Here is a 16,112-nt window from a genome sequence, read left to right as displayed (position 1 = left end):
GAAGGCGGTGAGAAATTGGGATTGCGAAATCGGTTTTCAAATTTTTTGTATAGGCAAGCGGAGGAACGAGGTTATTTCGATGATATACTTGGTCGTTCAATTCGTTATGGTGGTGGTTGGTATTCCAATGATGAAAACATTTTGGAGTCCAGCGATGTATATGAGCTATTACAGGACATTAGTAATCAATTAATGCTTGCAAATATAGTTGTGGAAGATAGTGATGGTAATGAAATTAAAAATCCTTCAACTTTGAAAATATTAAAGAATCCTAATAGCTATTTAACACAATCTGAATTTATCAAGTTGATGACAAACTCTTACTTACTGTATGGCGAAGTGTTTCCTGTATTAGATGGTAATGAATTACACTTAGTATCGAATGTTTATACAGAACTTGATGATAGATTAATACCGCATTATAAGATTGATGGAACTGAAATTCCGTCTTTTATGATTAGGCACATTAAGAATATCGGTAGTAATCATTTAAAAGGTGTGGGGATTTTAGAACTTGGAAAAAGCACATTAGAGGGCGTTATGAGCGCCGAAAAGGTTTTGACTGATAAGTATAGCAAAGGTGGATTACTCGCTTATCTGCTTAAACTGGACGCTCATATTAACCCGAAGAATGGTTCACAGTCATTGTTAATCAAAGCAATATTGGATCAACTAGAATCCATTGACGAATCAAGATCAGTTAAAATGATACCACTAAGTAAGGGATATACGATTGAAAGTATGAAAAGTCCTATAGAGGATGAGAAAATTTTAGGATACTTGAATGTGTATAAAAAGGACTTAGGTAAGTACTTAAATATTAATGTAGACACTTATACAGCTTTACTTAAATCGGACTTAGAGAAAGCTATGATGTATTTGCATAATAAAGCTGTTAGACCAATAATGAAAAATTTTGAAGACCATTTGAGTCTTCTTTTTTTCGGTAAAAATTCGGACAAGCGTATTAAATTTAAGATTAATATTCTTGATTTTGTACCTTACAGTGTAAAAACAAATATTGCTTATAACATAGTTCGTACTGGTATCACATCACCAGATATTGTTGCGGTCAAATTTCTGGGATTACCAGCACAAAATACACCTGAATCACAGGCTATTTACATTTCGAACGACTTATCAAAAATTGGTGAGAAGAATGCTACTGACGATAGCTTGAAAGGTGGTGATGAAAATGACAAAGAAAAAGGAAACGAGGACATTTGACATCACCGGACTCCAAACACGCGATGTAATAAATGGTGAACCTAATGTTATCAGTGGATATGCTGCAGTTTTTAATTCACCAACAACAATCGGTGACTGGTTCACAGAAACGATTTCACCAGGTGCGTTTAGTAGGGCTATTTCTGAAAATGGCGATATTCGTGCATTGTTCAACCATGATTGGAACAATGTATTAGGTCGTACAAAAAGTGGTACTTTGCGATTGCAAGAGGATGAACGAGGATTAAAGTTTGAGGTTGAATTACCTGACACAACCGTGGCTAGTGATTTAGTAAAAAGCATGAAACGCGGTGATATAAATCAGTGTTCATTTGGCTTTTTTGCAACAGAAGAAACCTGGGACTATTCAGTTGAACCAGCATTAAGGACCATTCATGAGGTTGAATTGTATGAGGTATCTGTAGTTAGTATTCCAGCTTATGACGATACTGAAGCTTCGGTAAGAAGTAAGGAAATCGATAAAGAAGTAGAACAACGTATGAAAGTGATTAAACAAATAAATCAACTATTGGGGGAAAAGTAAATGAATAAACAATTATTATTAGCATTACAGAAACGTAATAAAGAAAGACTTACTGAGCTACGTACACAGGTTGAAAATCCGGAATTACGTGCTGCAGATTTACCAGCTATTCAGGAGGAGATTGATGAAATTACAAAACAATTACAAGATATTGCGGATGCTTTAGCAAACTCTGATGATCCAGAAGGCGAAGGTGAAGGTGAAGAAGGTGCTGCAACTGGTGAAGGTTCTGGAACTAGTGAGGGAGAAGGTCGTGACGGAGATCCAGAAGGCGGAGAAGGTGAAGAAGGGACCGGCTCTGCTGATGGAGAAGGTGAAAATCGTTCAAAGGGTATTGATCCAGAGCAACGTAAATCAATTATAAGTGCAATTGGAAAAGGTCTTTCAACTCGTGGCCATAAGTCTACTAAAACAAAAGAAAAGGAAATTCGTTCTGCCTTTGCCAATTTCGTAGTTGGTAATATTTCAGAAGCTGAAGCACGTTCTTTGGGTATTGAAGCTGGTAATGGCTCTGTAACAATTCCGGAAGTCATTGCTTCTGAAGTAATTACTTATGCACAAGAAGAAAACTTGTTACGTAAGTATGGAAGTCGTCACAAAACAAAAGGTGATGTGAAATATCCTGTTCTTGTTAAGAAAGCAGATGCAAATGTGCGTAAAAAAGAACGTGGTAGTGGTGATGAAATTGCAGAAACTGCAATTGAATTTGATGAAATTTTGTTAAGTCCAGCAGAGTTTGATGCGTTGGCAACAGTTACTAAAAAACTTATTAAAATGTCTGGTGTAAACGTTGAAGAGATTGTTATTGAAGAATTGAAAAAAGCTTACGTGCGTAAGGAAACTAATTATATGTTCAATGGTGATGATGTTGGTAATGAAAACCCTGGGGCGTTGGCTAAGAAGTCAGTTGCGTACTTTGAATCAAAACCAGTTGATTTAAATACAGATGGATGGTCTCAATTGCTTTATAGTCAACTAGTTAAGTTGAAAGGACAACCTGTTACTGAGGTGTTGAAAAAATCAATGTGGATTATCAACCGTGCAGCGTTAACAGTTCTTGAAGATATGACTGATAAACAAGGTCGTCCATTACTGCATCAAGATGCTACAGATGGTGTAGGATATAAACTACTTGGTCATAAACTTGATTTTACAGATGCTGCAGACGGTACAGATCCAACTGCACCAGTTTTCTACTTTGGAGATTTTAAAGCTTTCCACATTCAGGATGTTATCGGTGCTATGGAACTACAAAAGCTAGTTGAGAAATACGCAGGAACAAATAAAATTGGTTTCCAAATCTACAATTTGTTAGATGGTCAATTAGTGTATTCTCCATTTGAACCAGCCGTTTACCGTTATGAAGTTGGAGCTACTAAGCCAACTGGTGCTTAATATGGATGAGCTACTAAAGAAATTTAAAGAACATATTCGAGAAGAGGACATGGAGGATTCCATGCTCTCTTTTTATTTACAACAAGGTCAACGATATATTCAAAAGGCAACAGGGGCACAACCAGAGTATTTGGTGATTCTTGCTGCAGGTATTTTTTATGAATATCGTGTGGCCGAAAAAGAATTGGAGCAGGCTCTTGATGCAATTACTCCTTTCATTGTCCAGGAGGTCTATGATGCCGAAGAGACAAACCAATAAGTTAAATAAAAGAATTGATGTCTATGGAAACAAAGAATTTATTAATGAACTAAACGAAAGTTCATTTAAGTTCGGTAAAATTAAAACAATTTGGGCATCGATAGTCCCACAAACAGGGAGCCTACAAAAACAAGTAGCTGATACGATACTGACTAATGTTACGCATAAAATCATTGTGCGTTATACGGCTGGTAAAGAAATCACAAAGGAAATGGAAATTCATTATAAAAATCATAAATTTGAGATTAAATATATCCTTAACCCTTACTTTGCAAATGAGACATTAGAAATCTTTTGTATGGAAGTGATTAAATAATGAAGGTTAGTGGATTAACTGAATTTCAAAAAGATTTACTTGGTGTAGCTGAAAATAAATTACCAAGAGAAATGAATAAAGTTATGAGAAAGGTCGGCAGTAAAGCGCGGACCCATGTTGCTAGAAAAGCCCGTAGAGATGTCAAAAAAGTAACTGGTAACTATCATAAGAAATGGAAGCGTGGAAAGGTTTTTAAAGGGAAAGATGGTGAAACCGTTGTTCGTGTTATCAACTCCAGTCCACATGCGCACTTAATTGAAGATGGTCATAGACTTGTTTTACACGATGGTACAGAAGTTGGCTTTGTTCAAGGTAAGAAGGTATTGGACAATGGTATAAAAGAATTTGAAAACAGTGGTCAAGCTGATGCCATTATATCTGATTGGTTAGACGATCTATTAGATAAGGGGAAACTATGATTACGTATAAGGATATAAAAAACGCAATAAATACGTTATTAATCAAAGAATTTAAAATTAAAATTAATAGCAACGATGTGAAGAAGGGTTTTGCTAGACCTTCTTTTTTTGTGTCTTTTGACAACATGGGACGTGATGGCGATACAAGTCAGGTTCATAAGTCTTTGACTATACGGATTAACTATTTTCCTAGTGATCGTGATGAAAATTCAATTGAACTAATGGACGTAAATGAACAACTTGGAAATCTATTTGATTTAAAACTACCTGTGTTAGATAGATTTTTTAACATCGATGAACCTAAAGCAGATGTAATAGATGGCGTACTTGAGTTTTCCTTTGATATTGAATTTTTTGATGCTAGGGAAAATGAATATGGTACTGATCCAAACCACAAGCCAGAGTTAATGCAAAATCTAGAATTTAGAAAGGGTGATTTGAGTGGGATTACCGGAGATTAATATAGAGTTTAAAGGTAAAGCTGTTAGCGCGATTAAGCGAAGTGCTATGGGTATAGTCGCTTTGGTACTGAAGGATGATACCGGAGACTTTTTTACTAAAGAATATAAGAGTATTGAAGAAATTGAATCAGCTGATTGGAAAGCTGAAAACCTAGACTATATCAATAAAGCATTCCTGGGTACACCAAAGAAAGTAATCTGTGAAAGGCAAGACACAACAGCAACTGATTTGAATGCAGTTTTAAAACGTGTTGGGAGTAAGAAATGGAATTACCTAGCTATTCCTGAAATAACAGATACTGAAAAGGAAGCAGTTGCAACTTGGATTAAGACAAAGCGTAAAAACGACAAGAAAACAGGTAAAGTAGTACTTCCGTATATGGAAAGTGATGATGAAGGTATTCTTAACTTTACTACTAAAGATATTAAAGTCGGAGAAAAAGTCTACACAACTGCCGAATATTGCGCGCGATTAGCTGGTGCTGCAGCTGGTTTACCGTTCACACGATCTTTGACTTATTTTGTATTGGATGAAGTGGATAGTATTACCGAATCAGATACACCAAATGAAGATATTGACGCAGGTCAATTAATCCTCATAAATGATGGTGAAAATATCAAAATTGCTAGAGGTGTTAATAGTTTGGTAACGACAACTTTAGTCAAAACAGAAGATTTCAAGAAGATAAAAGTTGTGGAAGTAATGGACATGATTATGGATGATATTCGGGATACTTTTAATAAGGAATATGTCGGTAAGGTACCAAATACTTACGATAATCAGGTTTTATTTTTTACGTCCGTTAATGCCTATCTTAAAGGTTTAGCAGCAGAGGATATATTAGACCCTAGCTATAATAATTTTGCAACTGTGAACGTTGAAGCGCAACGTCTAGCATGGGAAGGTATTGGCACAAATACTGAAACATGGGATGACTTAAAAGTAAAATTAATGTCCTTCAAAAGCAATGTATTTGCAGGTGGAAATATCAAAATTGTTGATGCAATGGAGGATTTAGATTTCAAGATTACAATTTAAGGGAGGAATAGCAATTGAATAAGATACCGCCTAAAAGAGTTATTAACGGTACATTCGGTGCCGTTTGGGTTAATGGTGAAAAATGGCTTGATATAGAAGCATTCGAAGCTAAAATCGCTATTGATTATGAAGATGTAAATATGGCCGAAGTATTAGCAACTATGAAAAAGATGTTAGGTTGGACTGGTGAAGGTTCAATGACTACTAAAAAAGTGTATAGCCGTGGTGCTGTATTAATGGCTGATGCCGTTAAAACAGGCATTATGCCCGATATTGAAATTGTTGGTAAGCTTGCTGATCCAGATGCGTTTGGGCATGAACGAATCGCTATTAAGGATATAACTTTAAATGAATTTACTTTACTAGCATTTGAACAAAAAACTCTTGGTACAGAGGAATTACCATTTAATTATGCTGACTTTGACTTGATAGACAAAATTGCTGCTTAAGGAGAGGATTAGAATGGGAGAAACTAAAAAAGAAATTAAAAAAATAACTTTGACGGATGTTATCAAAAATAAAGAAAAGTACCAGGTTAGAGATGATGTGACTCAAGATTTAATCATCGATCGTTTAGATGGAATTATAACTATTCAAAAACCTGAACGTTCTTTGTGTCTTGAAACAATTCAAATGGCACATGATCCAAATCAAGCAGATAAATCTAATGTTTTCGTAGTTTATAATTCGATTGTTGAACCGAATTTAAAAGACAAAGATCTACAAAAAGAATTTGGTTGTGTTGAACCACAAGATATTGTTGAAAAAATATTTGAACCAGGAGAAGTTGATGAGATTGCTAAGGCTTGTTTTGCACTAGCTGGATATGGGAATTCAATTAGCAAGGTTAAAGATTTAAAAAACTAATTGAAAGTGATGATAAATTCTATTTTTATCATCACTACTTGCAAAAAGGATTTACACTAGAATACTTGTTGAATTTAAGGGAAGATGAAAAGCTCTTTATGTTAGCAAGTTTAGATCGATATGTTGAAGAAGAGAAGGCTAAATTCAAAATGAAATAGCCTTTTCTTTTTTTTTTTTGTAAAAGGCGGTGAGAGACAAATGGGTACAAGAGTAATATCAGCGATTTTAACTTTAAAGGATAAAAACTTTTCTACAAATATGAAAAAAGCAGCATCCGGAATGAGCGATTTCGAACGTGGATTGAAATTTGTAGATACTAGAATGACAACCTTTTCAGAAAATGCAACTCAAACATTTTCTAATGTTGCAAAGAAAACCGGATTAATAACGACAGGTATTGCTGGTTTAGGCGCTGCTACTGGACCTGCTATTGCCGGAGTTGGTGCTGTGGGCGCATCATTTGCTGCAGCTGGTATCGGTGCGGCAGCATTTGGAGCTGTTGCGGTATCTGCACTTGGTAATGTATTTGAAGCATCAAAAGAAGTAGAGAAGATAGAGGAACAGATTGCAAATGCAGACAGTGCCAAAGAGAGAGCTGCAGCACAAAAGGAGTTAGCTGCAGTATATGCTGATATGAGTAACGCGCAAAAAGGTGCATTAAAAGACTTACAAAACTTTAAAGGTTTTTGGGGTGACTTTGTTAAACAGTTTGAACAGCCTGTTTTTAAATCCTTTAGTGAAGGGTTAAACTTCACTCAAAAATTATTAACAAATTTAGCGCCAACTATCACTAGAGTATCTGACATGATGGTTTCGATTATACGAGATATGAGCAGTGCATTGGATAGTTCTGGTGCGAAGGAGTTTTTTACTTGGTTAGAAATAAATGCTGCTGAAAGTTTGTCCAACTTTGCAACTATAACAGGTAACGTTTTTGCTGGTATTTTTAATATATTTCAAGCATTTTCACCGTTAGGAGCTAGTGTTGAAGAAGGCTTGGTAAGCATGACTGAAAAGTTTCAACAATGGTCAGATGGGTTAAGTGAATCGAATGGATTCCAAAGTTTCATTGAATATGCGAAAACAAATGGACCAGTATTGATGGATACACTCAGTAACATCGGATCTATTATAGGTGATGTTGTCACAGCATTAGCTCCATTTGGTGCGGTGATACTTGATGTATTTAATCAACTTACTGCTAAGTTAGCTGAAATGACACCAGGGTTAGATTCAATTGTGGGTAAAGTAACTGATTTCGCTAATGTTATTATAAACAACTGGGGGACTATAACTTCAATTATTTTGCCAATTGGTGCAGCCATTGGAGCATTGTTTATTCAATTACAACTGTTATCTTACATTAGTACAATTAAAGGCCTTATGGACACGTTTAAGGCTTCAACTATCGCTACTACATTTGCTACACAAGGCTTCAACGCAGCGTTACGAGCAAATCCTATCGGGTTGGTAATTACGCTTATCACTTTACTAGTTGGCGCAGGTGTTGCCTTATATCAAAACTGGGATACTGTAAAAGCAAAAGCTGAAGAATTGTGGGCTAAAACAAAAGAAGTGTTCGGCAGTATATATGATTGGGCTGCCAGTAAGATAAAGGGCGTTACGGACTTCTTCAGTGATCTTACATCAACAGTTAGTTCATTTATAAGCAAGATAACTAGTTTTAAGATGCCAGATTGGGTTTCATCGATAGGAAGCACAATATCGAGTGCTGCTAGTAAGGCTGCTAGTTTTTTACCTGGCTTTGCAGTAGGGACCAATCGTGTTCCACATGATATGGTTGCGCAAATCCATAAGGATGAAATGATCATTCCAGCACGACAATCAGAAAAATTACGTCAACAAGGTGTTAACATCGATAACATTGACACTATGGCACAATCACAAGGTAGCAATCAATCAACAACAAATCCTGTTGTGAGTACAACGACAACAACAAGCAACAATAACGATGGTCCAACTGTTATAATTGAAAACTTTAATGCGAAGGGTGTTACAGCTAGTGAAGTTTTAAATGAATTTGTACCAATGCTTAAATTAACATTAGCTAATATGTAGGGGGGATATAATGGACGTTGTTTTTTCTGCAAATAACCGAAAAGAAACATTAAAATTACCCATTGTTCCTGAAGGTCTTGAATGGCCACGACCACAAAAAAATGAAACATTCGATACGATCCAAAAAGGAGAAATCAAATTAATCGGTTTAAAAGGACTGATTAGATTTAGTATTTCTTCTTTTTTTCCTATGAAGCCTTATCCATTCGCTAAGAGTAAGGTAATGGGGAAAGAAGCAATTGCTTTCTTTACGAAATGGCAAGATAAAAGGCAATCGATAAGGGTTGTTATTACAAACAAATCCGGCTTAGAACTTCTTAATATCCCTGTTACTATTGAAAACTTTACTCATGGAATAGATAGAGCTGGAGACATTCCCTATAAATTAGACATTGAAGAATTTGTACCATTTTAGGTGATTTAAATGGCATATCATTTATTTACAAACAAAAAGGATATATCAGGATTGGTTGGGAATGTTTCTTGGCATAGCAATGTTGATACGTTAGGTATGCAATTGGATTTTAATCTTGCGTATTCTGATATGAAAGAGATCCCTAAGAATGTCGTATCTATTGGGGATTTGATTATTTTGAAAAACAATAATACAGAATTATTTAGAGGTATTGTCGTTTCTGAAAAGTCAGCTGGTAGATCGCCTAGAAGTTATGTTTGCTTTGATTTTGCTTTTTATTTGAACAAGAGTAAGATCATAAAGCAATTCAATAAACATACAGCGAGTAACGCTATACAAGAGGTATTAAGGGAATTCAATATACCAAATAAAGTTGTATCTATACCTACTAAAATAAGCACTATCTATAAAGACAAGGTAGTTAGTGATATTATTAAAGACATTTTAAGTCAAGCAACTAAGGAATTAGGCATCAAATACAGAATGGAAATGCGTGGCGGAACTTTAGTCATTGAAAAGCAAAAGGACCTATATGTTAAAGCGAGGGTGGATTTAATAGGTAACCCATCGCGATCACAATCGATAGAAGAAATGAAAAATAGTATTGTAATTGTCTCTGGAGATGAAAAAGTTACAAAAGTTGTTGCGAAAGCCAAAGACAACAAAAATATTAAGAAATATGGTTTACTCCAAGATGTTCAATCGGTGGATCAAAAGGATATTGCCAAAGCTCAAAATATTGCTAATCAGACACTTAAAGAATTAAATGTCATTAAAGAAGATAACAGCATTGAATTGTTAGGTGACGATAATGTAAGAGCTGGACGATTATTGAAGGTAAATGAACCTATCACTGGTATTGTAGGGACCTATTTAATTACTGATTGTAAACAGTCTTTAAACAACGGAATACGCAAGATGTCATTGACGTTAGGGGTGACATAATGGATGGAATAATTGAGTTAGCAAAGATGTTTAAAAAAAATGAAAATCAACCGTATGATGGTTATTTTGTTGGTAGGGTAATAGCTGATTTCCCTGATATTAAAATAGAAATTGATAAAAATATTATTCTTGATAAATCACATTTAGTGTTTGCTGCAAGTCTCTTAAAAGGTTACACACGAGAATATGAAATATTTGAAGCTGATGTTCAATTTACAGACTCACAATGTGGAAGTACCACTGTTGAGAGCCTACATTCACATGGTATTGAATCACTGAATGTAGATACAACTACATTAAAGTCAAAAGGCAAAATAAAGTGGACAGATACGATTAAAAAAGATGATGAGGTTATATTAGTTCCATCACAAAACAGTCAATCTTTTATTGTTATAGATGAGGCGGTGACATTTGATGTTTCCGGAGATTGATGAAAGCATGATTCCAGAAGAAAATACCGAAGAAACTTCAAAGGCTGCCTATTATGGTAAGTCTTTTTTATTTGATTTTGATAAAGGTGAGTTTGTTTTTGAGAACGGTAAGATGGTTGTCGTTACTGGAAAAGAAGCCTTGAAAGTTTGGATCACAAAGGTATTAAAAACAGAGAAGTTCAGATTTAAGATTTATGAGAAAGAAGAAGAGAAAGACACAGAATATGGTGTAACTATTGAAGACCTTGTCATTGGCCATAACTTTTCACAGGCTTTTATCGAGTCTGAATTGAAAAGAGAAATAGAAGTTGCACTGTTAAGGCATCCTCTTATTGATTTTCTTTCAGATTTTCGCTTTGAGAGAGAAAAGTCATTACTTATTATTTACTTCACAGTAAACATTGTGGACGATGAATCATTTAACCAGGAGGTGAGTTTTAACCGTGAGCAATAGAACAAAAGAGATTATCCATGCTGAAATGATTGAAGGCATATCCAATGATTATGAGAAAGCTGAAGGATCATTTATATGGGATTCAACCAAAGCGTCAGCAAAAGAGCATGAAAATACAAATAAACGCATTGATGAAGTAGCTTCTAAATTAAGTATTGAAAACCTAAAAGGTGAAGAATTAGAAAAGCGTATCTATGAACTAACTGGGCAGGAAAAAAAGAAGTCTACGAAATCAAGTGATTATGTAGAAATTACTGGTCGTCCTAGCTCTGTTATTTATGTAGGTGATAAAGTGGCAGCCGATAATGTTTTCTATTCATCTTTAGAAGAGAAAGTAATCGATTCAACGGGTAAAGTACTGGTACTAGTTGAATGCGATCAATTTGGAACGATAGGCAATGTACCTGCTAATGCAATTACATTATTGCCAGTCACGTTACCAGGTATTATTTCAGTTACTAATCCCCAGCCTTTCACAGATGGCTACGAAGCAGAATCAGATGAGGATTTAATAGAAAGATATTATGACCGTATTAGAACGCCAGCAACAAGTAATAATAAGCATCATTTTAGAAATTGGGCTAGAGAAGTAACAGGCGTTGGTGAAGCAAGAGTTTTCCCATTATGGAATGGTGATAATACAGTAAAGGTTGTCATAATTGACTCTAATATGTTGCCAGCATCACAAGAATTAATCGATGCAGTCCAGGAGCATATTGACCCAGGTGGTTTAGGTTTAGGAGAAGGTAAATCTTCTTTAGGTTCATTCTGTACAGTAGTAAGTGCAATCGCAAAAAATATTAATATATCCTTTACCGTTATCGCAGAGGATGGCTACAGCATCGATGTAATTAAACAAAATGTATCAAAAAATATCATTGAATACCTTAAGAAAATAGCTTTTAATCAGAGCTTTGTTTCTTATGCTCAAATAGGTAGCGTTATTTTGGAAAGTGAAGGAGTAACGGACTATTCTAACTTACTGGTGAATGATGATGTGGTTAATGTTCCTATATCGGAGGAAGAAGTAGCAGTATTAGGCGGTGTTTTAGTTGCTTAATTATCTTCCAATTTACTTAAGAAAAAGTGGTGTTTTCAAAGAGATTATTGCAAGTGATGAAAAGCAATTTGAAAAGGGAAATGTTGATATAGATGATTTGCGAAATCAAATGCTTATTGATACAGCTACCTGGGCTTTACCGATCTACGAGAAGGAGTTAAACATTATTCCTGTACCGAATAGTAGTTTAGAAGAAAGACGAGCTGTTATTAAAGCAAAATGGCAATCGCAAAGTAAATTAGATCGAATCTTATTAGAAACAGTAGCATCATCTATTTTACAAACAATTGTAACGGTTGGGTTTGATGGAAGAATTGTTTTTAAATTGGAACTTGCACCTGATAAACAACTAGGTAATTTTAAAACATTCTATCAAGTTATTGATGATATGAAGCCAGCACATTTAAATCATATTATTTCTCTAGATGTGGAAGATGCTCTTGTCATTGAAGATAAAGTATCTTACAAGCTGAAAACTTATCATAAAGTGCATGAGTTTAAAGTAGGTATGACACCTATTAAATACATGGAAGGCGAGGTCATACCATGATTGAAAAAGTGTATTTTAACCGTGCTGCAGAAGACATAAAGAACAGAGCTTCTACCGTCCAATTTAATGATACGGTTAATATTCCAATAGTATCAAAATTACGTACAGAGAACCGAGTTGTAGTTGTTTGCGGAGATACAAGGGATATAGGAGCAATAGAGAAAATCGCTTTATTAGATGAGCAAGGGAAGCTAATAACCCAACGAAAAGCAAGTATACTCCCAGCTCAGGAGCAGTTATTAGGATTTACTTTCGAATTTATAGTGAGGGGGAATTAATTTGCCATATCAAGCAAAGCTAGATTGGACACCAGATGATCCCGTAACAGAACATGACATAAACAGATGGGAAAAAGGTATTTTAAATAACAGCCTTTTATCAACAGAAAACAGAGTCTTGAGTAATTCGATGAATATACGCCTGACAGCCTTAGAAAACTCATTCGCGAATAACTTTCCTAATAACCAGTTTGTAGAAGACCTTGTTACGTTGAACGATGTTATCGTAACTCGTGGTATATATGATGCTGCAAATGGAAGGTTGGTGATATAGAAATGGTGGTAACCAAATTAGATTATTCAAAAATTCAAGTTGGTACTTACGTTTGGGAAGATTATCCTGGTGGTAGTTATCCAGATGATAAATATTTATATGTGCATGCTGGTATTTATGAGTCTTTTTTGAGGTTTGATACATCAGAAATTCCTAAAAATGCGTTAGTGTCATCTGTGAGATTACATTTACGAGTCGAAGAGTCCAGCCAAGTTACTATAAAAGTAGGTAATGTTTTGGATCAAACGTTTGATTCAAATATTATATGGTATAGAAAGCCGAGTATATCCAGTCCGTTTGTAACTCAATCTGTTTATGCTCCTAACGAAATTGGGCCTAAGTGGGTTGTTTTTGATATTAAAAGTATATGGGATGTAAATAGACTACAAAATGGAGTAATAGGTACGCTATCATTAGGTTTAACTACAACTGGCAGTTCTGCTCGTATAAATTCGGATAATGCAACATCAATTGCATATAGACCTTACTTAGAAGTAGAGTATACGACAAATGAAGCTCCAACTTTAACACTCAAAACAGAAAACAATCTGATACTACACGAAAACAATACATTTTTGATTGACGGTTCAACTTTAGATGTTGATAGTGGAAACATTGTAAATGTAATGTACCAAGTGGATAACGGAGAAATAAGAGCATTAGCAACAGCAATTTCTACTGGATCTGATGTAATTCCATTTAATAAGGAATTAACATTCAAAAGTAAAAAACTACATGATGGAGAAATAGCCGTTACTGATGTTTTATCAGAAGACATAGCCCATTATTTAAAAGTGTGGTCAGAAGATAATCAAGGTGGAAAATCGGCAATAGAAACAAGAAGCTTTAACGTTATACACAATCTGGCGCCTGAAATTATCGCTGAAGGAAATGATTTAGGGTTATTAGATAGTCCACCTTCAGTTACCTATAGAGTTAATGATCCAGATGGTGATGGTGTAACCGTAACAGAAAAATTGGATGGTGTAGTCGTTAAAACATTTACAGCAGAGCCTAACACTGACTATATACTGACTCTTACACACCATCAATGGTTACAGGTTACTAATGGTGAACATAATCTTACTATTACGGCCGAAGACAGTAAAGGAATGGCTACTGTTAGACTTTTTACTTTTTCAAGGAATGAAACAAGGATTGAAATCAAATTGAAAAATCCTTTCGTTACGGATATATCTGCAAGTCGTATACTCGTATCTCCAGATTGGGCAATCCCAGCTGGAGCAACAGTAAAGGTTGAAGCTTGTAACAATGCATTTGATGCTGAACCTACTTGGGAAGACCTAACTCAATATGTAAAACAAAACCGAGGATTTTCTTTTGCAAACAAGGAAAAAACAGCAGAACAATGGGGCGTGAACATTCGATTTACAGCCGATAAAGGAACAGCGACAAGTGACGTTATTATTAGTGGTTTTGGGGGTGCATTTGACTAATGAAACTGTATAATCCAATGCCTGTTTCAGAAGCCCAACGTAGACGAGAAGAAGCTTCAGAGCATCTTCAAAACATTGGTATGCTACCAACAACGATCTATGATTTAAAACAAGAAAATGCATTGTTATTAATGCAAGATGCAGCAAAAACACAAGAAATTGCGAACATTAATTCAATACTTGCTAAGAATGGTATTTCTTAAGGAGGTTTGCATATGATTGATTGGTTCCCATCTATCAAAGAGTATTATGAATTGGGCTTTTATAATAACGAAAACATGAAGCTATTTGTCAAAGTAAAGTACATTACAGCTGAACAATATAAGGAAATTACCGGAATTGAGTATGTTGAATAGCACCTAACAAGGTGTATTTTTTATGGCCAGAATTAAGGGAGCGTGGGAATATGGCTGAAGAAAAAGAATTAAGTGCATTCCAGCAAGCAGTTAAGATCGCGGACCATGATAGACGTATAGCAGATGTTGAAAATGATATGCGAACTATTAAACCAATTGTTTACGATACGGCTTCATCCGTTAAACAAATCGAAAAATCAGTTGGGAAAATGGAACAAAATTCGGATAAGATACGAGGGTATTTTTTATCAGCAATCATTATTGGTGTAGTTGGTTTGGTGTTTACTGCAGTTACATTTTGGATCACTAAAGGAGGAGTATAATTATGAAAATCAACTGGAAAGTACGATTTAAAAATAAGACATTTCTTGTGGCGTTGTTTTCTTTATTGCTGCTACTTGTTCAACAGGTAGCTTCTTTTTTTGGAGTTGATACAACGATTTACAACGAGCAAGTAACGGATTTATTTAATACGGTGCTTGCTATTTTAGTTTTACTAGGGGTTGTTGTAGATCCGACTACGAGTTCAGTGTCAGATAGTGTACAAGCTTTGGAATACAAAGAACCAAAGGGGGATAAATAATGAGTGTTACAAAAGCATGTAGAGATGTTAACGAGTTAAAGCCTGTTGCAAAGCAGGCTTGTTTGTTGTTCTTAGAAGAATGTAAGAAAGCTGGATTAGATGTATTTATCACTGAAACGTACCGATCACAAGCAAGACAAAACTACTTATATGAACAAGGTCGAACACGTCCAGGCCAAAAGGTAACATGGACTAGAAATTCTAATCACACAGGGCGTATGGCGTGGGATATTGCTGTTAACCCACCAAAGAATCTGTATGATACTGCGACATTAAAAAAGGCTGGAGCAATCGCAAAGCAATTAGGAATTACATGGGGCGGTGATTGGGATACTCCTGATATGCCACACTTCCAGGTCAGTTCAAATTGGAAAGTACCAAGTAATTATAAGCCTGTTGCTAATGATACATCTAAAACAAATAAAAAACCTAATGAGAAAGAAGGAATCCGCATGTACAAACCAAGTAATGATATGTTAAATTCCACAGCAATCGTTCTTAAGCGCTTAGAGGGAAAGGAGAATGGAATTAGTCCAGTTCATCGTGAAAAGCTCCTTAAAGGTGAATTATCACTTGATAATGCTATTGGTTTGGTTTACGTTGCTATTGAACGTGGATTAATAGTTGGCAAATAAATGCATAAATTAAAGGAGACAGGACATAATATATAATGTTCTCCTACTTATCAAATCGTGAGACAACT

General features: G+C 35.3%; 25 protein-coding genes. All 25 read left to right on the top strand.

Translation table 11 applies throughout. The annotated features are described in order from the left end of the window. Positions 1–15: 15 nt before the first annotated feature. Positions 16–1,227 (top strand): phage portal protein, encoded by a 1,212-nt coding sequence (locus V7014_RS02810; RefSeq protein WP_335504021.1) that lies wholly within the window; start codon positions 16–18, stop codon positions 1,225–1,227. Further along, the gene (locus V7014_RS02805; protein WP_335503962.1) at positions 1,196–1,771 is read left to right on the top strand and encodes an HK97 family phage prohead protease; all 576 of its coding nucleotides are present in this window, start codon (positions 1,196–1,198) and stop codon (positions 1,769–1,771) included. The genes V7014_RS02810 and V7014_RS02805 overlap by 32 nt, the downstream gene beginning before the upstream one ends. Further along, positions 1,772–3,166, top strand: coding sequence for a phage major capsid protein (locus V7014_RS02800; RefSeq protein WP_335503960.1), 1,395 nt, complete (start codon positions 1,772–1,774; stop codon positions 3,164–3,166). A gap of 1 nt (position 3,167) precedes the next feature. Next, positions 3,168–3,425: a phage gp6-like head-tail connector protein gene (locus V7014_RS02795; protein ID WP_335503958.1), complete on the top strand. Its 258-nt coding sequence runs from the start codon at positions 3,168–3,170 to the stop codon at positions 3,423–3,425. Then, positions 3,403–3,741, top strand: coding sequence for a phage head closure protein (locus V7014_RS02790; protein ID WP_335503956.1), 339 nt, complete (start codon positions 3,403–3,405; stop codon positions 3,739–3,741). Before V7014_RS02795 ends, V7014_RS02790 begins: the two co-directional genes overlap by 23 nt. Continuing rightward, on the top strand, positions 3,741–4,160 hold the full coding sequence (locus tag V7014_RS02785; protein ID WP_335503954.1) for an HK97 gp10 family phage protein: 420 nt from the start codon (positions 3,741–3,743) through the stop codon (positions 4,158–4,160). The genes V7014_RS02790 and V7014_RS02785 overlap by 1 nt, the downstream gene beginning before the upstream one ends. Beyond that, complete coding sequence (locus V7014_RS02780) at positions 4,157–4,621, top strand: phage tail terminator family protein (RefSeq protein ID WP_335503951.1); 465 nt, start codon at positions 4,157–4,159, stop codon at positions 4,619–4,621. Before V7014_RS02785 ends, V7014_RS02780 begins: the two co-directional genes overlap by 4 nt. Continuing rightward, on the top strand, positions 4,602–5,660 hold the full coding sequence (locus V7014_RS02775; protein ID WP_335503949.1) for a phage tail sheath C-terminal domain-containing protein: 1,059 nt from the start codon (positions 4,602–4,604) through the stop codon (positions 5,658–5,660). Before V7014_RS02780 ends, V7014_RS02775 begins: the two co-directional genes overlap by 20 nt. 14 nt (positions 5,661–5,674) lie before the next feature. Next, entirely contained in the window at positions 5,675–6,109 is a 435-nt protein-coding gene (locus V7014_RS02770) for a phage tail tube protein (RefSeq protein ID WP_335503947.1), read from the top strand. Positions 6,110–6,122: 13 nt separating this feature from the next. Further along, on the top strand, positions 6,123–6,527 hold the full coding sequence (locus V7014_RS02765; RefSeq protein WP_335503945.1) for a phage tail assembly chaperone: 405 nt from the start codon (positions 6,123–6,125) through the stop codon (positions 6,525–6,527). Between the two features lie 198 nt (positions 6,528–6,725). Then, on the top strand, positions 6,726–8,606 hold the full coding sequence (locus tag V7014_RS02760; protein ID WP_335503943.1) for a hypothetical protein: 1,881 nt from the start codon (positions 6,726–6,728) through the stop codon (positions 8,604–8,606). Positions 8,607–8,616: 10 nt separating this feature from the next. Beyond that, entirely contained in the window at positions 8,617–9,021 is a 405-nt protein-coding gene (locus tag V7014_RS02755) for a hypothetical protein (protein WP_335503941.1), read from the top strand. A 9-nt stretch (positions 9,022–9,030) separates the two neighbouring features. Continuing rightward, positions 9,031–9,966 carry an XkdQ/YqbQ family protein gene (locus tag V7014_RS02750; protein ID WP_335503940.1) on the top strand — a complete coding sequence of 312 codons (936 nt, stop codon included), beginning with the start codon at positions 9,031–9,033 and terminating at the stop codon, positions 9,964–9,966. Continuing rightward, positions 9,966–10,397, top strand: coding sequence for a DUF2577 family protein (locus V7014_RS02745; protein ID WP_335503938.1), 432 nt, complete (start codon positions 9,966–9,968; stop codon positions 10,395–10,397). The genes V7014_RS02750 and V7014_RS02745 overlap by 1 nt, the downstream gene beginning before the upstream one ends. Then, positions 10,381–10,851 (top strand): DUF2634 domain-containing protein, encoded by a 471-nt coding sequence (locus V7014_RS02740; protein ID WP_335503935.1) that lies wholly within the window; start codon positions 10,381–10,383, stop codon positions 10,849–10,851. Before V7014_RS02745 ends, V7014_RS02740 begins: the two co-directional genes overlap by 17 nt. Further along, the gene (locus tag V7014_RS02735; RefSeq protein ID WP_335503933.1) at positions 10,841–11,911 is read left to right on the top strand and encodes a baseplate J/gp47 family protein; all 1,071 of its coding nucleotides are present in this window, start codon (positions 10,841–10,843) and stop codon (positions 11,909–11,911) included. The genes V7014_RS02740 and V7014_RS02735 overlap by 11 nt, the downstream gene beginning before the upstream one ends. Continuing rightward, positions 11,904–12,461, top strand: a complete 558-nt coding sequence (locus V7014_RS02730) for a putative phage tail protein (RefSeq protein ID WP_335503932.1) — start codon at positions 11,904–11,906, stop codon at positions 12,459–12,461. Before V7014_RS02735 ends, V7014_RS02730 begins: the two co-directional genes overlap by 8 nt. Further along, complete coding sequence (locus V7014_RS02725) at positions 12,458–12,739, top strand: hypothetical protein (RefSeq protein ID WP_335503931.1); 282 nt, start codon at positions 12,458–12,460, stop codon at positions 12,737–12,739. The genes V7014_RS02730 and V7014_RS02725 overlap by 4 nt, the downstream gene beginning before the upstream one ends. 1 nt (position 12,740) lies before the next feature. Next, positions 12,741–13,013: a hypothetical protein gene (locus V7014_RS02720; RefSeq protein WP_335503929.1), complete on the top strand. Its 273-nt coding sequence runs from the start codon at positions 12,741–12,743 to the stop codon at positions 13,011–13,013. 2 nt (positions 13,014–13,015) lie between these two features. Then, positions 13,016–14,470, top strand: a complete 1,455-nt coding sequence (locus V7014_RS02715) for a DNRLRE domain-containing protein (RefSeq protein ID WP_335503927.1) — start codon at positions 13,016–13,018, stop codon at positions 14,468–14,470. After that, positions 14,470–14,673: a hypothetical protein gene (locus V7014_RS02710; RefSeq protein ID WP_335503925.1), complete on the top strand. Its 204-nt coding sequence runs from the start codon at positions 14,470–14,472 to the stop codon at positions 14,671–14,673. The genes V7014_RS02715 and V7014_RS02710 overlap by 1 nt, the downstream gene beginning before the upstream one ends. A 12-nt stretch (positions 14,674–14,685) precedes the next feature. Then, on the top strand, positions 14,686–14,826 hold the full coding sequence (locus V7014_RS02705) for an XkdX family protein (protein WP_335503923.1): 141 nt from the start codon (positions 14,686–14,688) through the stop codon (positions 14,824–14,826). 50 nt (positions 14,827–14,876) lie between these two features. Continuing rightward, positions 14,877–15,149, top strand: coding sequence for a hypothetical protein (locus tag V7014_RS02700; RefSeq protein ID WP_335503922.1), 273 nt, complete (start codon positions 14,877–14,879; stop codon positions 15,147–15,149). 2 nt (positions 15,150–15,151) lie between these two features. Next, positions 15,152–15,409 (top strand): phage holin, encoded by a 258-nt coding sequence (locus V7014_RS02695; protein WP_335503920.1) that lies wholly within the window; start codon positions 15,152–15,154, stop codon positions 15,407–15,409. Continuing rightward, a complete protein-coding gene (locus tag V7014_RS02690; protein ID WP_335503919.1) occupies positions 15,409–16,044 on the top strand; it encodes a M15 family metallopeptidase in 636 nt (211 codons plus the stop codon). Before V7014_RS02695 ends, V7014_RS02690 begins: the two co-directional genes overlap by 1 nt. The last annotated feature ends 68 nt before the right edge of the window (positions 16,045–16,112 follow it).

Source organism: Bacillus sp. JJ722, assembly GCF_036963345.1.
GTDB lineage: Bacteria > Bacillota > Bacilli > Bacillales > DSM-1321 > Bacillus_AD.
The sequence above is the reverse complement of the archived record's forward strand: the minus strand, read 5'-3'. Positions and strand labels throughout refer to the sequence as shown.

Bases quoted from the DNA above. Each gene is read 5' to 3' on its own strand.
- V7014_RS02805 (WP_335503962.1), top strand. From the start codon at position 1,196: ATGACAAAGAAAAAGGAAACGAGGACATTTGACATCACCGGACTCCAA.
- V7014_RS02800 (WP_335503960.1), top strand. From the start codon at position 1,772: ATGAATAAACAATTATTATTAGCATTACAGAAACGTAATAAAGAAAGA.
- V7014_RS02795 (WP_335503958.1), top strand. From the start codon at position 3,168: ATGGATGAGCTACTAAAGAAATTTAAAGAACATATTCGAGAAGAGGAC.
- V7014_RS02790 (WP_335503956.1), top strand. From the start codon at position 3,403: ATGCCGAAGAGACAAACCAATAAGTTAAATAAAAGAATTGATGTCTAT.
- V7014_RS02785 (WP_335503954.1), top strand. From the start codon at position 3,741: ATGAAGGTTAGTGGATTAACTGAATTTCAAAAAGATTTACTTGGTGTA.
- V7014_RS02780 (WP_335503951.1), top strand. From the start codon at position 4,157: ATGATTACGTATAAGGATATAAAAAACGCAATAAATACGTTATTAATC.
- V7014_RS02765 (WP_335503945.1), top strand. From the start codon at position 6,123: ATGGGAGAAACTAAAAAAGAAATTAAAAAAATAACTTTGACGGATGTT.
- V7014_RS02760 (WP_335503943.1), top strand. From the start codon at position 6,726: ATGGGTACAAGAGTAATATCAGCGATTTTAACTTTAAAGGATAAAAAC.
- V7014_RS02755 (WP_335503941.1), top strand. From the start codon at position 8,617: ATGGACGTTGTTTTTTCTGCAAATAACCGAAAAGAAACATTAAAATTA.
- V7014_RS02750 (WP_335503940.1), top strand. From the start codon at position 9,031: ATGGCATATCATTTATTTACAAACAAAAAGGATATATCAGGATTGGTT.
- V7014_RS02745 (WP_335503938.1), top strand. From the start codon at position 9,966: ATGGATGGAATAATTGAGTTAGCAAAGATGTTTAAAAAAAATGAAAAT.
- V7014_RS02740 (WP_335503935.1), top strand. From the start codon at position 10,381: ATGTTTCCGGAGATTGATGAAAGCATGATTCCAGAAGAAAATACCGAA.
- V7014_RS02725 (WP_335503931.1), top strand. From the start codon at position 12,458: ATGATTGAAAAAGTGTATTTTAACCGTGCTGCAGAAGACATAAAGAAC.
- V7014_RS02715 (WP_335503927.1), top strand. From the start codon at position 13,016: ATGGTGGTAACCAAATTAGATTATTCAAAAATTCAAGTTGGTACTTAC.
- V7014_RS02710 (WP_335503925.1), top strand. From the start codon at position 14,470: ATGAAACTGTATAATCCAATGCCTGTTTCAGAAGCCCAACGTAGACGA.
- V7014_RS02705 (WP_335503923.1), top strand. From the start codon at position 14,686: ATGATTGATTGGTTCCCATCTATCAAAGAGTATTATGAATTGGGCTTT.
- V7014_RS02700 (WP_335503922.1), top strand. From the start codon at position 14,877: ATGGCTGAAGAAAAAGAATTAAGTGCATTCCAGCAAGCAGTTAAGATC.
- V7014_RS02695 (WP_335503920.1), top strand. From the start codon at position 15,152: ATGAAAATCAACTGGAAAGTACGATTTAAAAATAAGACATTTCTTGTG.
- V7014_RS02690 (WP_335503919.1), top strand. From the start codon at position 15,409: ATGAGTGTTACAAAAGCATGTAGAGATGTTAACGAGTTAAAGCCTGTT.